The sequence below is a fragment of the Ectothiorhodosinus mongolicus genome (assembly GCF_022406875.1).
In the GTDB taxonomy this organism is placed as follows: Bacteria; Pseudomonadota; Gammaproteobacteria; order Ectothiorhodospirales; family Ectothiorhodospiraceae; genus Ectothiorhodospira; species Ectothiorhodospira mongolica.
This window is the reverse complement of the sequence record NZ_CP023018.1, coordinates 905906-923165: the sequence shown is the minus strand read 5'-3', so window position 1 is coordinate 923165 and position 17260 is coordinate 905906. Positions and strand designations below refer to the sequence as shown.

Genomic DNA, 17260 nt, shown 5'->3' with positions numbered 1-17260 from the left:
CATTGTAACGGAATCAGGCCGGCGCGCGCCGCAGACTATTTGCGGCGCCGTGCTCGCGGGTGGGCCTGATCATAGACTCGGGCCAGATGCTGGTAATCCAGATGGGTGTAAATCTGGGTGGTGCTGATATCTGCATGTCCCAATAATTCTTGCACGGCCCGCAAATCTTGCGAGGATTCAAGAATATGACTGGCAAAGGAATGTCGCAGCAGATGCGGATGGACATGTCGATCCAAACCCTGAGTGCGGGCATGCCGAGCCATGCGTTGCTGAATGCTGCGAGCACTCAGGCGTTTTCCGGTGCGACCCACAAATAACGCGACTTGTTCGGGAGCGGCCCACTCGGATCGCCGCTGTAGCCACAGCTCCAGTGCTTGCATGGCTTTGCGTCCCACCGGAACTTGACGCACTTTTTGGCCCTTGCCCAAGACGCGCACGCTGGCCATACCCAAATCCAGGTCGCGCAGATTAAGCTGGGTGAGTTCTGATAAACGCAAGCCGGAGGAATAAAACAGTTCCAGCAAAGCTCGGTCACGTACCATCAGTAACTCATCACCGGGGACTTCGACCAGCATGGCGACCTGCTCAGCATCCAGCACTTGGGGCAGTTTGCGTGCACTGCGCGGCGCGCGTAAGCCTTTCGCGGGATTGTGGCTCACTTCGCCCTCACGCAATAGGTAGTTGAAGAAACCGCGGATGGATGAGAGCAGGCGTTGCAGGCTGCGACCGGCCGCGCCCTGACGATGACGTCCGGCCACCAGCTCACGGATATGTTGGGTATTCACGGCCGACCAATTCACGCTGGGCAAAGCCGCCTGAATGTGATCGTATAGCAAGGCTAGATCACGTTGGTAATTCTGATAGGTATGAGAGGAGTAGGCCCGCTCTTGGCGTAAATGCCGCAAATACCGAGTGATCGCCGGATCCAGCGCGCCGACAGGCTCCTCAGCGGTGCCTAGCTTTGGTTCCGACATCCCAGAATGGCCCGTGAGACCAGTTGTCCCAGTTGCTCGAGGAAAAGCGTGCCCATATCGGGATGAAAGCGGTCAGCATGGATGCTTCCCAATGCCAAGAGCCCTAGGGTTTCTTGTCCATCCAATAAGGGCACCACAACTGCTGACTGAATCTGATCGCTGACACTGGAATCAAATAGGAGTTTTAACTGCGCTTTGGCTAAGCGGCCACAAGCGGGTTTGGCCTTGGCCAATAGATCCTTGAAGGTGTCAAAACCCGGTGTTTGCGGGGACAGATAGTGCATGCCTTCGGTGGGCTCGCCCAACAGTCGCAGCACCACATGCTCGGCGGAAAATTCTCTGGCCAACTGTTCTTGGGTGGTGGCCAAAGTGGCATCAAGACTTTCCGACTCCATGAGTCCCAAGGCCAGATGATGCATGCGCTGACTCAGTCTTTCGTTATCGCGGGCGACTTGCACCAAGTCCAAGAGGCGCCGCTCCAGCTGCCGCGACTTGTCGCGAAGCACGGATACTTGGCGCTCTAGTAAAGAAACGGCGCCACCGCTGGGATGACTCAAATCCAATTGCGCCAAAAGATCGGGTCGGCTGGCAAAAAAATCCGGGTTGTCGTGAAGAAACGTCTCCAGCGTGTGTTCGAATGACTCGCTGGCCTGAGTTTTCGCGGATTTGCTTGCTGCGCTCATAATTCTATTTCACCCGTGAACACGGTTTGCGCGGGCCCTGTCATCCACACCGGTTCTTGTTCGTCTTCGTTCCACTTTATCACAAGCTGTCCGCCGGGAAGCGTCACGGTGACGCGTTCATCCAGCAGCCCCTGCTGGCGGCCGATGACAACAGCTGCACAGGCGCCGGTGCCACAGGCCAGAGTCTCGCCAACGCCGCGTTCAAATACCCTTAAGCGTATATGTTCTCGATCGATGATCTGCATAAACCCCACATTGACGCGTCGCGGAAAGTCCGAGTGGGATTCTATCGCGGCGCCAAGGCGCGCAACCTCTGCAGTATCGACGGAGTTCACTTGTAAAACGGCGTGGGGGTTGCCCATGGAAACCGCACCTACGCTGACTTGCTCTTCAGAGGAAATGTTTAGGGAATAGAGCGCATCTCGCTTGGCGGCTTTAAAGGGGATCTCAGAGGGCTCGAAGCGGGGTAGGCCCATATTGACCGTGACTTGGCCATCTTCTTCCAAGATCAGCTCAATCAGGCCGGCCAGTGTTTCCACAGTAATACATCTTTGATCGCAAAGGCCTTGTTCATGGATAAAGCGGGCGAAGCATCTTGCGCCGTTGCCACATTGTTCGACTTCACCGCCATCAGCATTGAAGATGCGATAGCGAAATTGGGCACGGCTGGGATCGACGGGTGGCTCGACCCATAAGACTTGATCGCAGCCGACGCCAAAGCGGCGGTCCGCTAGGGCGCGGATTTGCTCGGCATCGAGCGATACGGGGGCGTTCATGGCATTGATGACCACGAAATCATTGCCCAGCCCCTGCATTTTGGTGAAAGCAATAGGCATTAAACTAATCCGTTATCCCAGTATCTGAGCGCTGTGAGACGCGCTATCATCAAATTGTCATATTTTTGTTATGTAATTCGGACTTTCAGGTCATTGGACTGCAACCATGACAAATACCGTATTACTGGTTGAAGATGATAGCGCGATCCGTGAGATGCTGCGCCTGCCACTGAAAAAAGCAGGGTTTTTGGTTGCGGAGGCGGGCGATATTGCCACCGCCCGGCAACGCCTGATCGAGCATGAGCCGCAACTGATCTTACTGGATTGGATGTTGCCTGACGTCAGTGGTGTGGAATGGGCGCGTCAACTTAAACAGGATAAACAAACCCGGGAATTACCCATCATCATGCTCACTGCTCGAGGTGAGGAAGAAGATCGGGTGCGCGGGCTGGAGGCTGGAGCAGATGATTATGTGACTAAGCCCTTTTCTCCGCGTGAACTGGTGGCGCGCATGAAAGCCGTGTTGCGTCGCGTAGCGCCGCACACCAGTGAGGAGGTGATCGAAACGGCTGGTTTGCGCCTAGATCCCGTGAGCCACCGGGTGAGCGGTAATGGCCAGAGTATCAGCATCGGGCCCACAGAATATCGCATGCTGCTGTTTCTTATGACGCATCCGGAGAGGGTTTTCTCGCGGGGACAATTACTGGATCATGTGTGGGGCACCAACGTTTACGTAGAGGAACGCACCGTGGACGTACACATCAGACGCCTTCGCAAGACTTTAGAGCCCACCGGGCATGATCACCTCGTGCAGACCGTGCGCGGCACAGGCTATCGTTTCTCCGATACTCCTTGATGCAATCACCTAACCCCTGGCCGCGATTTGTACGCCAGTTGCTGATTCTGGCGGTGCCTTTTGTGCTGCTGGGCGTGATTTTTGGTTATTTGTGGCTTGCGCTCCTATTGTTGCTGATCGTTGTTTTGGGCTGGCATTTACGTCATCTGTATCAGCTGGAAACATGGATTCGCGAGGGCCGCAAACTGGATCCGCCCATGGCGCGCGGGATCTGGGGCGTGATTTTTGACGGGATTTACCGCCAGCGTCGGCGGCAACGTAATCGCTATAAAAAGCTGCAAAAACTCACGCGTCGCTATCGCGACTCAGCCAAAGCCATGCCTGACGCGGTCGTGGTATTGCGCAAAGACTTTCGCATCGACTGGTGGAATCAAGCCGCAGCTGATCTTTTGGGCTTGACCTGGCCGGCTGACGAACGCCAGCGCATTGGCAATATTTATCGCCACCCGGACTTTCTTGATTTTCTCGATGACTTAGATGCCAGCGGTGGAGTGATCACCTTGCCATCACCGGTGGATGACTCCATCACGCTGGAAATACGCGTGATTCGCTATGGTAAGCGCCAGTATTTGTTGCTGGCCAGAGACGTGAGTCGGGTGCAAAGACTGGAGACCATGCGCCGGGATTTTGTGGCGAATGTGTCACATGAGCTGCGCACACCTTTAACCGTGGTGTACGGTGTGGCAGAAACCTTGGCTGAGGAATTGGCTGATGAGCCTGAGCTTGCTGACTCGGCACGCCTGCTGCGTCAACAGAGCGAGCGCATGAAAGCTTTGGTGGAGGATTTGCTCATGCTGTCGCGCCTGGAGACCGCCACGGCTCCCCCTCCTGATGATGTCGTTAATGTGGCTGGCTTGCTCCAAGATTTACGTGAAGATGCACTGGCATTGGCTGCTCAGTCACGCCACGAAGTGGTTATCGAAGCCGCTGCTGAGGTGAGTTTGCTGGGCAGTGAAGCGGAGGTTCGCAGTGCTTTTTCTAATCTGGTGTTTAATGCCGTCCGCCATACGCCCGCCGGTTCTTGTGTGCGGATAGGCTGGGAAGTGAACAACAGCGGCGGTCATTTTCGTGTCAGCGATGATGGCCCGGGTATCCCAACGCATCATCAGGCGCGCTTAACCGAGCGCTTTTATCGTGTGGATGACGGGCGCAGTCGGGGTCGCGGCGGCACTGGTTTGGGTTTGGCAATTGTGAAGCATGTGTTGATGCGCCACGGCGGCCACCTCGAAATTCAAAGCTTGCCAGGCAAGGGCAGCACATTTTTCTGCCATTTTCCGAAAGGGCGTCTGTGTCAAAGCCACCTGCCTAATCCGAGCCCGGTCGTGGACCAAAGTGCATGAAAATCTTCTTTTTGCTACTGGTTATTTGCGTAAGCCCTGTCGCAGTTGCAGAGACTCCGAACGAAGATCAGCCGATTCAGTCAACGCCTAGAGCCATGCTCGCCATGGGTTGGATGTTCTTGCAGGGTGATCGAGTCGAACACGATCGTGCACAGGCCGAATACTGGTTTCGCGAGTCCGCAGAGACCGGTTACGCACCAGCTCAAATTGCTTTGGCCTCATTGCTTTACGCCGACGCACAAGGGGGGTTGAATCCCGAGGGAGTTTTTGAAGCTCGGGATTTATTGCTTGAGGCGGCGCCAGCGCAGCCCCCCATTGCGGCTTATTTCTTGGCGCGGATCTACAGTGAAGGCATTGGTATTGAGGTAGATCCTTCGCTGGCCGCGCAATGGGCCAATATTGCGGCGGCTGGACAGGACCCAGCGGCCATCATGCTCTGGCAGCGACTCGAAGCGCAGCTTGTGCCGGAAGAACGCGACGCCGCGCGGCAACGAGCAGTGGACTGGCTGCAGGGCCTAGAAGAGTAAGCCATGCTGCGCGCCATTATTTTGAGCTTGGCTTTGTTGGTCGCCATTTTTATCGGCATGCAGTGGTTTGGTCCGGGCGCAGAACACAGTGAGAATCGCCTTCTTTTGGCTGCCCTAAATAACGAAGAAGGAGAGCATTATCGCCGTATGAATGCTCTGCGTCCGGGCGTGGCAGTTCTCGAGAGCGGCGTTCAGGTGGAAGTCCTGGCTTTGGGGGATGGCCCCGAGCCTGAGCTTGATGACTGGATTGAGGTGCACTATCAGGCCTGGCACATCGATGGCCGGCAATTCGATAATTCTATTCGTCGGGGTACACCGGCCAGTCTGCGTCTGAATCAAGCCATTCCTGCTTGGCGCGAGACTCTATCCCTGGTCCCTGCCGGAACCACCCTGCGGCTGGTTGTTCCACCCGAACAGGGTTACGGGCGAGGCGGCTCTGGTCCTATCGGGCCGGATGAAACATTGATATTTGAGGTGCATTTAATCGCCATACTGGAGCCGCCCACACAGCATGAACCGCAGGCTTGGGAAGTGCCGGTTCCGGGGCTTCGCTGACTGTCATAAAACTGTTACATAGCAGACATATTCTTGTCTTCCGCCGTCGGGACAATCGCCTTGCTTGTCTTTGGCACATGTCTCAATAAGAGGAAGACTGAATGAACAACTTACGTCGTACCACTCTAGGCTTGGCAATGGCCTTCACCATGGCGGCACCCGTTGCCATGGCTGATGTCGATCCCAACTTACCTGATTACCAGCGCGTTTCCGGTATTTCCGGCAACCTGAGCTCTGTAGGTTCTGACACGCTGAACAACCTGATGACCCTTTGGGCCGAAGAGTTTGCTAGCTTCTATCCCAATGTGAATATCCAGATTCAGGGGGCTGGCACCTCCACAGCGCCCCCGGCGTTGATTGAAGGGACCTCCAACTTCGGCCCCATGAGCCGTCCGATGCGTGACTCTGAACAGCGTGGTTTTGAAGATCGTTATGGTTATGCGCCGACTTTGGTGCCAGTCGCCATCGACATGATCGCGGTGTTTGTCAACAAGGATAATCCGATCGCCGATCTAAGCATGCCGCAAGTAGACGCCATTTTCTCTGCTACCCGCGCCTGCGGTCACAGCAGTGATATACGTACTTGGGGCGATGCCGGCATGACAGGCTCTTGGGCGAATCGCGATATCACCATCTATGGCCGTAACGCCGTGTCTGGTACCTATGGCTTCTTCCGCGAAGTCGCCTTATGTGGCGGTGACTTTAAAGATACGGTTAACGAACAGCCCGGTTCCTCCGCGGTGGTCCGTGGCGTTGAGCAGACCTTAGGCGGTGTTGGCTACTCGGGTATCGGTTACAGCACCTCTGGCGTGCGCGTGGTGCCGCTGAACGGTTTTGAAGCCAGCGGCGCTAATGCTGCGACTGGCGACTATCCTTTGGCCCGCTTCTTGTACGTTGCTGCCAATCAACACCCCACCAATGGCTGGAATCCTTTGGAAAAGGAATTCTTCCGTCTGGTGCTCTCTAAGGAGGGTCAGGGTGTGGTGCATCGTGACGGCTACGTCACTCTGGATGCGGCCGCCGCTGAGCGTTTCCGCAGAGAGTTCAACCTGAACTAAGTCTGTCCGCCAAGGGGCCCTGGCACAAGAGTGTCAGGGCCTTTTTAGGCGAGTCCATTGCCTGAATCAGGAATCTAACCATGGCTGCATCACAAGCAACTGCCGATTCTCGACGCTCCTTGCTGCCCGATGAGGAAAAGCGTTTGAAACTGCGCAAGAAACGCGCGTTTCGGGATCGCTTCTCTCTGTTTGGAGTGGGCTCTGGGGGCATTGGCGTGATTATCGCCCTGGGTCTGATTTTTGTTTACTTGTTCTATGAAACATTCCCTTTATTAAAGCCGGTTAGTGTCACACCGGAAACCGAATACAGTTTGCCGGCGCATCTCTCGCAAGCGCCTGCTTTTCATTACACCTTGGATCGTTTCGAGCGCATCGGTGCGCAATTTGCGGAGAATGGCCAAATTCATTTTTTTGATGCACGCAGCGGCGCGCCCTTGTCGCGCCTGCAGGTGCCAATTCCCGACAATGCCAGTATTACTCGGTTTGGCCGCGCAGAGAACCGCCGCAGCCTATTCGTTTATGGCTTTTCCGACGGTAGCGTCCTGCCACTGCGCGTGGTTTACGCTCAGGACTTCTCCACCGGTCAGCGCGTGATTGTGCCGGAGCTGGAGTTCCCGCTGGGAGATAGCCCCATCATTCTGGGATCGCGCCCCATCAGCAATTTTTCAGCCCTAGAAATCATTGAAGGTCGCGGCGGGTTTATCGTCGCTGGCGCCTCTGAAGAAGGCGATATTGCCATGGCGATGTTTTCTTCGCGCACCAATTTGATGACAGGGCAAATGACGGTCAGCCGGCAGGATTTTAATTTGCCCAACATCGGCACGCCAATTCGCCAGATGCTCCTAAACGAAACCTTGCGCAATCTATTCCTGATCGACGATCGGGGTTGGCTGATGTCTTTTGACATTTCTGATCGCGGCAATCCACATTTGGTCGAAGAAGTCGATCTCGTGGGCGTTGATGCGCGAGTCACGGCCGCAGAATTTCTGGTCGGCACCCGCTCATTGATCGTCGGCGGCTCTGATGGCAGCTTGCGCCAGTGGTTTTTGGTGCGCGATGAGGACGCGGGGATTTCACGCCTCCGCATGATTCGCGAATTCAGTAGCCATCCTGGCGCGGTGATGGTGATCGAGCCCGAGTATCTGCGCAAAGGCTTCTTGGTCGGTGATGACAGCGGCACCGTGGGACTGCACTACGCCACCTCTCATGTTACTTTGGCCATGAAGCCCGTGTCTGAAAATGCCATTAGCCAGCTCGCCATTGGCCCCAACAACTCCTTGGCTTTGGTGCTCACTGAGAACGATACCGGCATTGGTGTTCTCAAGATTGATAATCCACACCCACAAACCACCTTGAGTGGCCTATGGGGCAAGGTCTGGTATGAAGGTCGCAGCGAGCCGGAATTCATCTGGCAGTCCTCATCTGCAGACGATGCTTTTGAGGCCAAGTACAGCATCGTGCCTTTGTCCGTTGGGACGCTGAAAGCAGCGTTATTTGCGATGCTGCTAGCGACCCCGCTAGCGATTATGGGGGCGATCTACACCGCCTATTTCATGTCACCAAAAATTCGTCGCTTGGTAAAGCCCTCTATTGAGCTGATGGAGGCCTTGCCAACCGTTATTTTGGGCTTCTTAGCGGGGATTTGGTTGGCGCCCTATGTGGAAAACAACCTGCCGATTTTGGTTACCGGTGCCCTATTCTTCCCGCTGTTTATTTTGTTGGCCGCCATTGCTTGGAGCCGTTTCCCCGAACGTATTCGCAATGCCGTCCCCCCGGGTTGGGAGGCTGCCCTGCTGATTCCGGTGGTGATTGGCACTGGCTGGTTGGTGGTCAGTAGTAGCCCCTGGATCGAGATCGCCTTTTTCGACGGGTCGATGCGTCAGTGGTTTTCCGATGTGGGTATTCCTTATGACCAGCGCAATGCTTTGATCGTTGGAATGGCCATGGGCTTTGCCGTGATCCCAACGATCTTTTCCATCGCTGAGGACGCGGTATTCAGCGTGCCCAGACATCTGACCCAAGGCTCATTGGCGCTCGGTGCGACGCCCTGGCAGACCGTCGTGGGTGTGGTGCTGTTGACCGCCAGCCCGGGAATATTCTCGGCCATCATGATCGGCTTTGGTCGGGCGGTTGGCGAGACCATGATCGTTCTGATGGCCTCGGGCAACAGTCCAGTGGTGAATTTCAATCTCTTTGAAGGGATGCGCACTCTGGCGGCCAATATCGCCGTGGAGTTGCCCGAGACCGCCGTGGGATCAACCCACTTCCGAGTCTTGTTCCTCTCAGCGCTGGTGCTGCTGGTGTTCACCTTCTTACTGAACACACTGGCGGAAATTGTGCGCCAGCGGCTGCGCAAGCGCTATGCGTCCCTGTAACGGTTTTAAGTTGAGGATGATCTGATGAAGACCTGGTGGAAAGGCGGAACGCCCTGGATCTGGCTCACAGGTGGCGCTGTCACCATCAGCATGATCATGGTCTTTGGCCTGTTGTTGCTGATTCTGGTGCGTGGCTTCGGTAGCTTTTGGCCTCATGCCGTGCTGGAGGCAGAGTATCAGGACCCACGCACCGGTGAGATCGAAACGGTGATCGGTGAATTGCGCCGCTCTGAAACGCTCACCGGTCAGGCCATGCGCGATGCTGGGGTAGATATTCCGCTAGAGCAGGTATTGGTGACTCGTCATCTCATCAAACAGGGAAATCGCGATGTGACCGGTAAAGACTTTGGTTACTTCGTTGACGATTTCATGACGCCCTGGCAGTACCCCCGGGAGATGGCGGTGCTAGAGCGGCGCGAATGGGGCGATTTCTATGGTCGTCCGCTGCGTTTGTTGGAGGAGGGGCGTGTTGTGGCCGAGGGTGATGCGCTTTGGCCAGAGTTTCAAGCGCGGCTTTCGCGCAGTAATGCCCTTTTCGATGAGATCCGCTCTATTGAGCGGGGCGCGATCGGACGCATTAATTTCGCCCTAGAGCGGGTGCGTTTGGATCAGCGGCGTGCGGAACTGCGCGAGCAGTTAACGGCCGAGGTGCGTGAAGAACTCATTCAGCGCCGCCAGTCCTTAGATGCCGAGTATGCGATTCTGGAAAGACAGCTGAATCAGCTATACGCCGATGCGGCGCGTGACAGCCTTGTCTTGCAAGTTGCGGACGGTCGCGAGGTGACGATTCGTCTAGCGGATATTGTTAAAGCGTGGCAGCCCAATAATATGTCTATTCCTTCGAAGGTCGGCTTCTACGTCAACGACTTTTTCGGATTTATTTTTGGCTATCCACGGGAAGCCAATACCGAAGGCGGCATTTTCCCAGCGATCTTTGGCACTGTGGTGATGGTGTTGGTGATGTCCATCATCGTGACCCCGTTTGGTGTCCTGGCTGCGATTTATCTGCGGGAGTATGCCAAGCAGGGGGCGCTGCTTAAGACCATTCGCATTTCCGTCTATAACTTAGCGGGCGTGCCCTCGATTGTGTTCGGGGTATTTGGTCTGGGATTTTTCGTCTACTTCGTGGGCGGTCAGGTGGACCAAGCCTTCTATCCGGAGGCATTGCCAGCGCCTACTTTTGGTACCCCTGGCTTGTTTTGGGCATCGCTGACGCTGGCGCTGTTAACTCTGCCTGTCGTGATTGTCTCTACCGAGGAGGGTCTGGCGCGCATTCCTTCCACCATTCGTCAAGGTTCCTTGGCCCTGGGCGCTACCAAGAGTGAGACCTTGTGGAAGGTGGTGGTGCCTCTGGCGACGCCAGCGATGATGACCGGCTTGATTTTGGCGATTGCGCGCGCGGCTGGCGAGGTGGCGCCGCTGATGCTGGTGGGTGTGGTAAAGCTCGCCCCCACCCTGCCGATCGATGGCAATTTCCCCTTTGTGCACCTCGAGCGAAAGATCATGCACTTGGGTTTTCATATTTATGATGTGGGCTTCCAAAGTCCCCATGCTGAGGCAGCTGAGCAGCTGGTTTATGCCACGGCGCTGATCCTGGTGCTGTTGATTGTTGTGCTCAATCTGTCCGCCATTACGATTCGAAACCACCTGCGCGAGAAGTACCGCGCCGAGAGCGACTGATGCTTAGCCTAATGATTATTGGAGATTTATTATGAGCCCAGAAACTGGATTTGACCCGAGCCTGTTCGCCGGACAAGGCGGCGCCAGTCGCTCCTTGAGTCAGGAGGACATCGCCTTAACGGTTGAGGACTTGAAGTTATTTTACGGCAACACCCAGGCCCTACATGGCGTCAACATGAGTATCCCCTCGAAGTGCGTGACCGCATTCATCGGTCCCTCCGGCTGCGGTAAGTCGACCTTGCTGCGCTGTTTTAACCGCATGAATGACTTGGTCGATGGCTGTCGTATTGAGGGGGCTATTCGTATGCACGGTGATGACATCTATGCCAAGGGCACGGACACCGCGGAACTGCGTCGCCGGGTCGGTATGGTGTTTCAAAAACCCAATCCCTTCCCTAAGTCGATCTATGAAAATATTGCTTATGGTCTTCGCCTCCAAGGGGTTCGCGACAAACGCGTCTTGGATGAGGTGGTTGAACGTTCGCTTAAATCCGTGGCCCTGTGGGATGAAGTTAAAGATCGCCTGCAGAGCAATGCGTTTGGTTTGTCGGGTGGACAGCAGCAGCGTCTGGTGATTGGCCGCGCCATTGCCATTGAGCCAGAGGTCTTGCTGCTGGATGAGCCCTGCTCGGCTTTGGATCCGCTCTCTACCCTGAAGATCGAAGAGCTGATGGTCGAGCTCAAGGACCAATACACCATCGTTATCGTCACCCACAATATGCAACAGGCCGCACGTGTCTCGGACTACACCGCCTATATGTACCTTGGCGAACTGGTCGAATATGGCAGCACCAGTAAGCTCTTTACGACGCCAACCAAGAAAGAGACCGAAGACTACATTACCGGCCGCTTTGGCTGATTTGTTACCCAGACCCTAGGACATAGACCATGGACAGCGATTTTTTCAAGCAGCACATCTCCCAGCAATTCAATGCCGAGCTGGAGGGGATTATCAAACGCATCATGGCCATGGGTGGCCTAGTTGAACAGCAGACTATCGATGCGGTTGAGGCCATGGTGACGGGCAATGTCGAAAAGGCCGAGACCGTGATCACCAGTGATTACAAGATTAACGCTATGGAAGTGGCTCTGGATGAGACCTGCACTCAGATTCTGGCACGCCGTCAGCCAACTGCTTCCGATTTACGCTTAGTTATGGCGGTGATCAAAGCCATTGCCGACCTTGAGCGCATGGGCGATGAGGCCGAGCGTATTGGCCGCATGGCGCTGCATGTACTGGAGAAAGATCGGGAAGTAGCACCCATGGAAGAGTTTAAGGCCATGGGGGGGCACGTACAACAGATGATCCACAACGCGCTGGACTCCTTTGTTCGCATGGACGCTGATCAAGCGGTGCGCGCCGTAAAAATGGATATTCAGATCGATAGCCTCTATGAGGAAATCATTCGCCAGTTGATGGCTTTGATGCGCGAAGACCCGGATTCTATTCCGCGGGTAATGGATCTGGTCTGGGCGACGCGCGCCCTAGAACGCATTGGTGATCGTGCCGGCAACATCTGCGAGTACGTGATCTACTTCGTCAAAGGCAAAGACGTTCGCCACACCAGTTTTGAACAGATGGCCATTGAGGCCACGGGTGATGGCCGCGAGTAGTTAAGGTGATCTAAGCCGGTTGTTGGTGCGACGAGGCCTCTCGTCGCGCCAACAACCAGGTGATGACAGCAGCTATGGCCACAAAGCCCGCGCTGATCAACAAACAGCCCTCGATACCGATCTGTTGGTACGCAAACCCCGATAAAACGGTGCCGACTAAGCGGCCGCCGGCATTGGCGGCATAGTAAAAGCCGACATCCATGGCGGCCTTGTCAAAGTCTGAATATTTTAAAATCAGATACGAATGCAGCGCTGAGTTCATGGCAAACACCACGCCAAACAGCGCCAGTCCCCCCACCAAAACCACCGAGGGGTTGAGCGCATAAAAAAGCCCCGCCCATATTAATAATGGGATACCGGTTAATAGCGTGGTCCAAAAGGCGACGCTGGCAGCACCCAATTGACGTTCCCGAGCCTTTAATAGTTGCGGTGCTAAGGCCTGCACCATGCCATAACCAATCACCCACAACGCCAGATAAGCGCCGACCGCTTCGAAGCCCCAGCCAATCGAAACCAAGAATACGGGCAAGGCCACCACAAACCAGACGTCGCGAGCACCGAATAAAAATACCCTAGCCGCTGAAAGCCAGTTAATTGCCGGTTCGCGGGCGAAGATACTGGCAAAAGCCGGTTTGGTTTTGACTGCGCCCATGCCGCGCGGCAGCCCCAAGGTGACCAGCAGTGACACGCTCAGCAAGCCAGCTAGCGCCAATAGCGCACCGCGAAAGCCAAGTGTGGCTAACAGTAGAGCGCCAAGGAAAAATCCCACGCCTTTGAGGGCATTTTTAGAACCGGTAATCCAAGCCACCCAGCGAAACAGGCGTTCATCGGTATTGCCGGAGACCAGCTTGACGCCCGCTTTGGCGCTCATCTTATTGAGGTCTTTGGCAATGCCCGAGAGCGCTTGGGCGATCATCACATACACGACGCCCAGCCAAGCATCGGGTACTGTCAACATCAACAGCGCGAAAATTTGCAGGGCCGTTCCCACTTGCATGGTGAGATTAAGGCCCAGCCGCGCCGCCATCCAGCCGCCACCTAAATTGGTGACGATGCCGAAGAACTCATAGAAGAGAAACAGCAGGGCAATCTCAAACGGGCTGTAGCCCAAGGCATAAAAATGCAAAACCACCAGCATACGGATGGCGCCATCCGTCAGCGTGAATGCCCAGTAATTTCCGGTGATGGTGAAGTACTGCTTAAGCGCGTCTTGCATCAGACCAGTATAGGCGCTCAAAGCTCACGTGCGAGCAGATGCAGAATGTCCAACATTCGGTTTACATAGCCCCACTCGTTGTCATACCAAGCCAGCACTTTGACCTGAGTATCATTAATAACCATGGTGGATAATGCATCGACAATGCTCGAGCGGGGGTCGTGGCGATAGTCAATCGACACTAAGGGGCGTTCCTCGTAACCCAAAATCCCCTCTAATCGGCCTTGGGCGGCTTCGCGAAAGGCGGTATTGACCTCTTCAACCGTCACCGGCTTTTGCGCTTCAAACACAAAATCGGTCAATGAAGCACCCAGTAGTGGTACGCGCACGGCCAGGCCATTCAAGCGCCCTTTGAGCTCCGGGAAGATTTGCGTGATGGCTTTGGCCGAGCCTGTGGTCGTGGGGATCAAGGATTCGCCTGAGGCGCGAGCGCGGCGCAAATCTTTATGCCCATGATCCAATACCTCTTGGGTATTGGTTAGTGCATGCAGGGTGGTCATGGTGCCATGGCGGATGCCGATGCGTTCATGCATCACCTGCACCAGCGGTGCTAGGCAATTGGTGGTGCAGGAGGCAGCAGTGACCAAGCGATGCTGAGCAGCGTCGTAGGTATTATGGTTCACACCATAAACCAAATTCAGCGCACCCTCGGTTGGCGCGGCTACCAGGACTTTTTTCACGCCCTGCCCAAAATAAGTATTCAACAGTCCCGGGCGTTTATGGTGGATGCCTGTAGCTTCAATCACGATATCGCAATCGCTCCAAGTCGCACCGGCTGGCTGGGTATGCTGACTGTATTCCAGACCATGACCATTCACGTAAAGTCTTTGGCTGCTGCCAATGCACTCAAGCGGCCACTGACCATGTACGGTATCGAACTGCAGTAGATGCGCCGCGCCATAGGGATTCATGGCGATCTCATTGATGCGCACGAATTGCACCGATGGGCTATCCCAGCCAGCGCGCAGCAGCAGGCGGCCCATGCGGCCGAACCCATTAATACCGACTCGTATCTTCGTCATGATTCCAGCGACTCTACAGAATGACCCACAGACTGACCAGTGCAATGCCCGCACCAATGGCGGCGCCAGCCAGCACATCGCTGGGGTAATGCAGGCCCAATATTAATCGAGACAGGGCCACCAGCAGAGTGAACGGCAGAACCCAGAAACCCCAGGCCGGCAGATAAGCCAGCAGGATAATCGTGAAGGCCACGGCATGCATGGTGTGGCCCGAGGGAAAACTGAACTGATCCAATGGGGGTACCGATTGGATGATGCCGCCGTGTGCGTGACAAGGGCGCGTGCGCGAGGTGCCCGCTTTTAGAATGCGGTACACCGGCAAACACAGCAAACCCACTAAGCCCATGTGCAAACTGACCAAACTGGCCTGCCAGCCAAACACCAACGGTATAGCCAGCATCAAGACATACCAAAAAAGCCCATTACCCAAGCGGCTGATCAAAGCGAAAGAGTGTGCGATCAACCATCGCTGCGAGGCCCGATTAAATCTCAGACACAGGCCTAACTCCGCGGCATCCAATCGCTGCATCAAGCTCATGCGGCTACCTCGCGACCCAGAGGACGTCTCACGTAAGAGAGAAACAGGGCTTCAAGTCGGTCGTACTCATTTGACCAATCCAAGCCCTCGGCAATGCCGCGGGCCGATCGTCCCATAGCGGGGATCATTTCTGCCCGCGCAGCCAGATTGGCCGCGGCTCGGCAAAATGCCGCCGCATCACCATAGGGTGCTAAAAACCCGCTGATTCCCGAGCGAATATGCTCTCTGGGCGCGGCATAGTCGAAGGCAAGCACGGGCAAGCTGGAGGCCATCGCCTCTAACACCACATTCCCAAAAGTGTCGGTGACCGAGGGAAACAGGAATAAATCGCCGCTGGCGTAATGCCTAGCCAGATCCTCGCCGGTGCGCATGCCGGCGAACACCACATCAGGATATTCGCGCTGCAGCTTTTCCCGGTCCGGACCATCGCCCACCAAAACGCAGCGTGTATTGGGTAATTTCTGACGGAAAGCTTCAAACGCTTTGATCACCAGCGGGAGATTTTTCTCAGGCGCAAGCCGACCCACATGAATCAAAGCGATGTCTTGATCACCGAGGCCCCACTCGGCGCGCAAAGCAGGGTCGCGACGCTCCGGGCTAAACAAGCGGATGTCCACACCGCGGGACATCACTCGGCACTTGCCAAAGCCCTGATGCTCAAGTTTCTTGCGCAGGTCTTGCGTTGGCACGAGTGTGCATTCCGCGCGATTGTGAAAGCGTCGCAGCACGCGGCGTATCGCCGGCTCTAAAAGCCCTAGGTGGTAATGTCGGCTGTAGTGATCAAACTGCGTATGAAACCCGGTGATCACCGGAATATCCAAGTCGCGGGCGGCAGCCATAGCGGAATGGCCGAGGAGTCCCTCGGTCGCTACATAAATAATGTTCGGCCTAATCGCCGACCAATGGCGAAGCAGGCGGCGCTTGCACCAAAGCCCGAAGCGCAGGCCGTTGTAGCCCGGTAGCGGCGCGCCGGGAACAATGATTTCTTCGGCGTCAAAGGCATGCGTTCGGTTACCGTGGTCATCGGCGCCCTGACCGGGGCGAATCAGCTGCACTGCATGACCGCGATCGAGCATGCCGACCACCATCTGCTGCAAAGTCTTGGCGACCCCGTTGATCTCCGGGGGGTAGGTCTCAGTCACCATAGCGACAAGCCCATCAGATGAGGGTTGTGTGATGCAAACCCTAGACCGCCGCAGTATCTTTATTTCCGACTTCCACCTGGGCTCTGCTGCCTGTCGAGCAGATTACCTTCTCGAGTTTTTGCGCCACACCGAGTCCGACTATCTCTACCTCGTGGGGGATATTTTTGATTTATGGTCGATGCGTCGCAGCGTGCATTGGAAAGGTGAGCACAGCGCCGTCATCCAGACGATCTTGCACAAAGCGCGCAAGGGAACTCGGGTCATCTATATTCCGGGCAATCACGACGAAGCCGTGCGTGATCTGATCGGCAGCGTGTTCCACGGCATACATATTCAACAGAGAGCCGAACACACCACGCTCAGTGGGCGGCGCCTGTTGGTCAGCCATGGCGATGAGTTCGACGGCATGGTCACCCACAATCGCTTGGCGAGATTATTGGGTGACAGCGCTTACAAGATATTGTTGCGCCTGAATCGGCCATTAAATGCCGTGCGTGCTAAGTTGGGTTATCCCTACTGGTCATTGTCCGCACACATCAAAGGACGCGTGGGCATGGCCCGCGAGTATGTGGCTCGGTTTGAGCAGGCGGCAGTGGGCAGGGCTTTAGCGGAGGACTATGACGGTTTTGTTTGCGGCCACATCCACAAGGCGGCGCTCAGCCAGCACGAACATTTACTCTATGCCAATTGCGGCGACTGGGTGGAGCACTGCACCGCCATTACCGAGGATATGGATGGCAATCTGGAGTTGCTGCATTGGCCAAGCGTGCGTCTTGAGGCACCCAAGAAAGTGTTGACGCCCGTTTTTGAACAGGCTGCTTGAGAGAATGCTCAATGTGATGAGCCGATGAAAAAAAGGCCCGACAGTGTCGGGCCGAAGCTCGCCGAGTGAGCGGCGCAG

Annotated in this window: 17 protein-coding genes; 10 read left to right on the top strand and 7 right to left on the bottom strand. The window is 55.6% G+C overall.

Going from position 1 to position 17260, the window contains the following annotated elements; translation table 11 throughout:
* Positions 1-35: 35 nt before the first annotated feature.
* From xerC to dapF, 3 genes are read right to left on the bottom strand one after another with little or no spacing between them, the layout of a single operon-like run.
* Positions 36-974, bottom strand: a complete 939-nt coding sequence (xerC, locus tag CKX93_RS04235) for a tyrosine recombinase XerC (RefSeq protein ID WP_084178657.1) — start codon at positions 972-974, stop codon at positions 36-38.
* Complete coding sequence (locus CKX93_RS04230) at positions 956-1657, bottom strand: DUF484 family protein (RefSeq protein ID WP_076755457.1); 702 nt, start codon at positions 1655-1657, stop codon at positions 956-958. Before CKX93_RS04230 ends, xerC begins: the two co-directional genes overlap by 19 nt.
* On the bottom strand, positions 1654-2493 hold the full coding sequence (dapF, locus tag CKX93_RS04225) for a diaminopimelate epimerase (protein ID WP_076755456.1): 840 nt from the start codon (positions 2491-2493) through the stop codon (positions 1654-1656). Before dapF ends, CKX93_RS04230 begins: the two co-directional genes overlap by 4 nt.
* Positions 2494-2599: 106 nt before the next feature.
* Here dapF and phoB point away from each other — a divergent pair, with 106 nt between their 5' ends.
* The 9 genes from phoB (at position 2600) to phoU (ending at position 12438) form a co-directional block, all read left to right on the top strand.
* Positions 2600-3289, top strand: coding sequence for a phosphate regulon transcriptional regulator PhoB (gene phoB / locus CKX93_RS04220; protein WP_076755455.1), 690 nt, complete (start codon positions 2600-2602; stop codon positions 3287-3289).
* The gene (gene phoR, locus CKX93_RS04215) at positions 3289-4629 is read left to right on the top strand and encodes a phosphate regulon sensor histidine kinase PhoR (protein ID WP_076755454.1); all 1341 of its coding nucleotides are present in this window, start codon (positions 3289-3291) and stop codon (positions 4627-4629) included. The genes phoB and phoR overlap by 1 nt, the downstream gene beginning before the upstream one ends.
* Positions 4626-5156 carry a tetratricopeptide repeat protein gene (locus tag CKX93_RS04210; protein WP_084178656.1) on the top strand — a complete coding sequence of 177 codons (531 nt, stop codon included), beginning with the start codon at positions 4626-4628 and terminating at the stop codon, positions 5154-5156. The genes phoR and CKX93_RS04210 overlap by 4 nt, the downstream gene beginning before the upstream one ends.
* A gap of 3 nt (positions 5157-5159) precedes the next feature.
* Complete coding sequence (locus tag CKX93_RS04205) at positions 5160-5711, top strand: FKBP-type peptidyl-prolyl cis-trans isomerase (RefSeq protein WP_076755452.1); 552 nt, start codon at positions 5160-5162, stop codon at positions 5709-5711.
* Between the two features lie 101 nt (positions 5712-5812).
* Positions 5813-6769, top strand: coding sequence for a PstS family phosphate ABC transporter substrate-binding protein (locus CKX93_RS04200; RefSeq protein ID WP_076755451.1), 957 nt, complete (start codon positions 5813-5815; stop codon positions 6767-6769).
* Between the two features lie 80 nt (positions 6770-6849).
* Complete coding sequence (locus CKX93_RS04195; RefSeq protein WP_076755450.1) at positions 6850-9144, top strand: ABC transporter permease subunit; 2295 nt, start codon at positions 6850-6852, stop codon at positions 9142-9144.
* A gap of 24 nt (positions 9145-9168) precedes the next feature.
* Entirely contained in the window at positions 9169-10824 is a 1656-nt protein-coding gene (gene pstA / locus CKX93_RS04190; RefSeq protein WP_076755449.1) for a phosphate ABC transporter permease PstA, read from the top strand.
* A gap of 31 nt (positions 10825-10855) precedes the next feature.
* Positions 10856-11683, top strand: a complete 828-nt coding sequence (gene pstB, locus CKX93_RS04185) for a phosphate ABC transporter ATP-binding protein PstB (RefSeq protein ID WP_076755448.1) — start codon at positions 10856-10858, stop codon at positions 11681-11683.
* A gap of 29 nt (positions 11684-11712) precedes the next feature.
* Positions 11713-12438, top strand: a complete 726-nt coding sequence (phoU, locus tag CKX93_RS04180; RefSeq protein WP_076755447.1) for a phosphate signaling complex protein PhoU — start codon at positions 11713-11715, stop codon at positions 12436-12438.
* 10 nt (positions 12439-12448) lie between these two features.
* Here the strand turns inward: phoU and arsJ are convergent, their stop codons facing one another.
* The 4 genes from arsJ to CKX93_RS04160 are packed head-to-tail and all read right to left on the bottom strand — an operon-like array spanning position 12449 to position 16359.
* Complete coding sequence (gene arsJ / locus CKX93_RS04175) at positions 12449-13654, bottom strand: organoarsenical effux MFS transporter ArsJ (protein ID WP_076755446.1); 1206 nt, start codon at positions 13652-13654, stop codon at positions 12449-12451.
* A gap of 17 nt (positions 13655-13671) precedes the next feature.
* A complete protein-coding gene (locus tag CKX93_RS04170) occupies positions 13672-14676 on the bottom strand; it encodes an ArsJ-associated glyceraldehyde-3-phosphate dehydrogenase (RefSeq protein ID WP_076755445.1) in 1005 nt (334 codons plus the stop codon).
* A 13-nt stretch (positions 14677-14689) separates the two neighbouring features.
* Complete coding sequence (locus CKX93_RS04165; RefSeq protein ID WP_200799817.1) at positions 14690-15214, bottom strand: phosphatase PAP2 family protein; 525 nt, start codon at positions 15212-15214, stop codon at positions 14690-14692.
* On the bottom strand, positions 15211-16359 hold the full coding sequence (locus CKX93_RS04160) for a glycosyltransferase family 4 protein (protein ID WP_076755444.1): 1149 nt from the start codon (positions 16357-16359) through the stop codon (positions 15211-15213). Before CKX93_RS04160 ends, CKX93_RS04165 begins: the two co-directional genes overlap by 4 nt.
* A gap of 31 nt (positions 16360-16390) precedes the next feature.
* On the opposite strand from CKX93_RS04160, the gene CKX93_RS04155 reads away from it, so the two are divergent.
* Positions 16391-17182 (top strand): UDP-2,3-diacylglucosamine diphosphatase, encoded by a 792-nt coding sequence (locus tag CKX93_RS04155; RefSeq protein ID WP_076755443.1) that lies wholly within the window; start codon positions 16391-16393, stop codon positions 17180-17182.
* Positions 17183-17260: the final 78 nt, after the last annotated feature.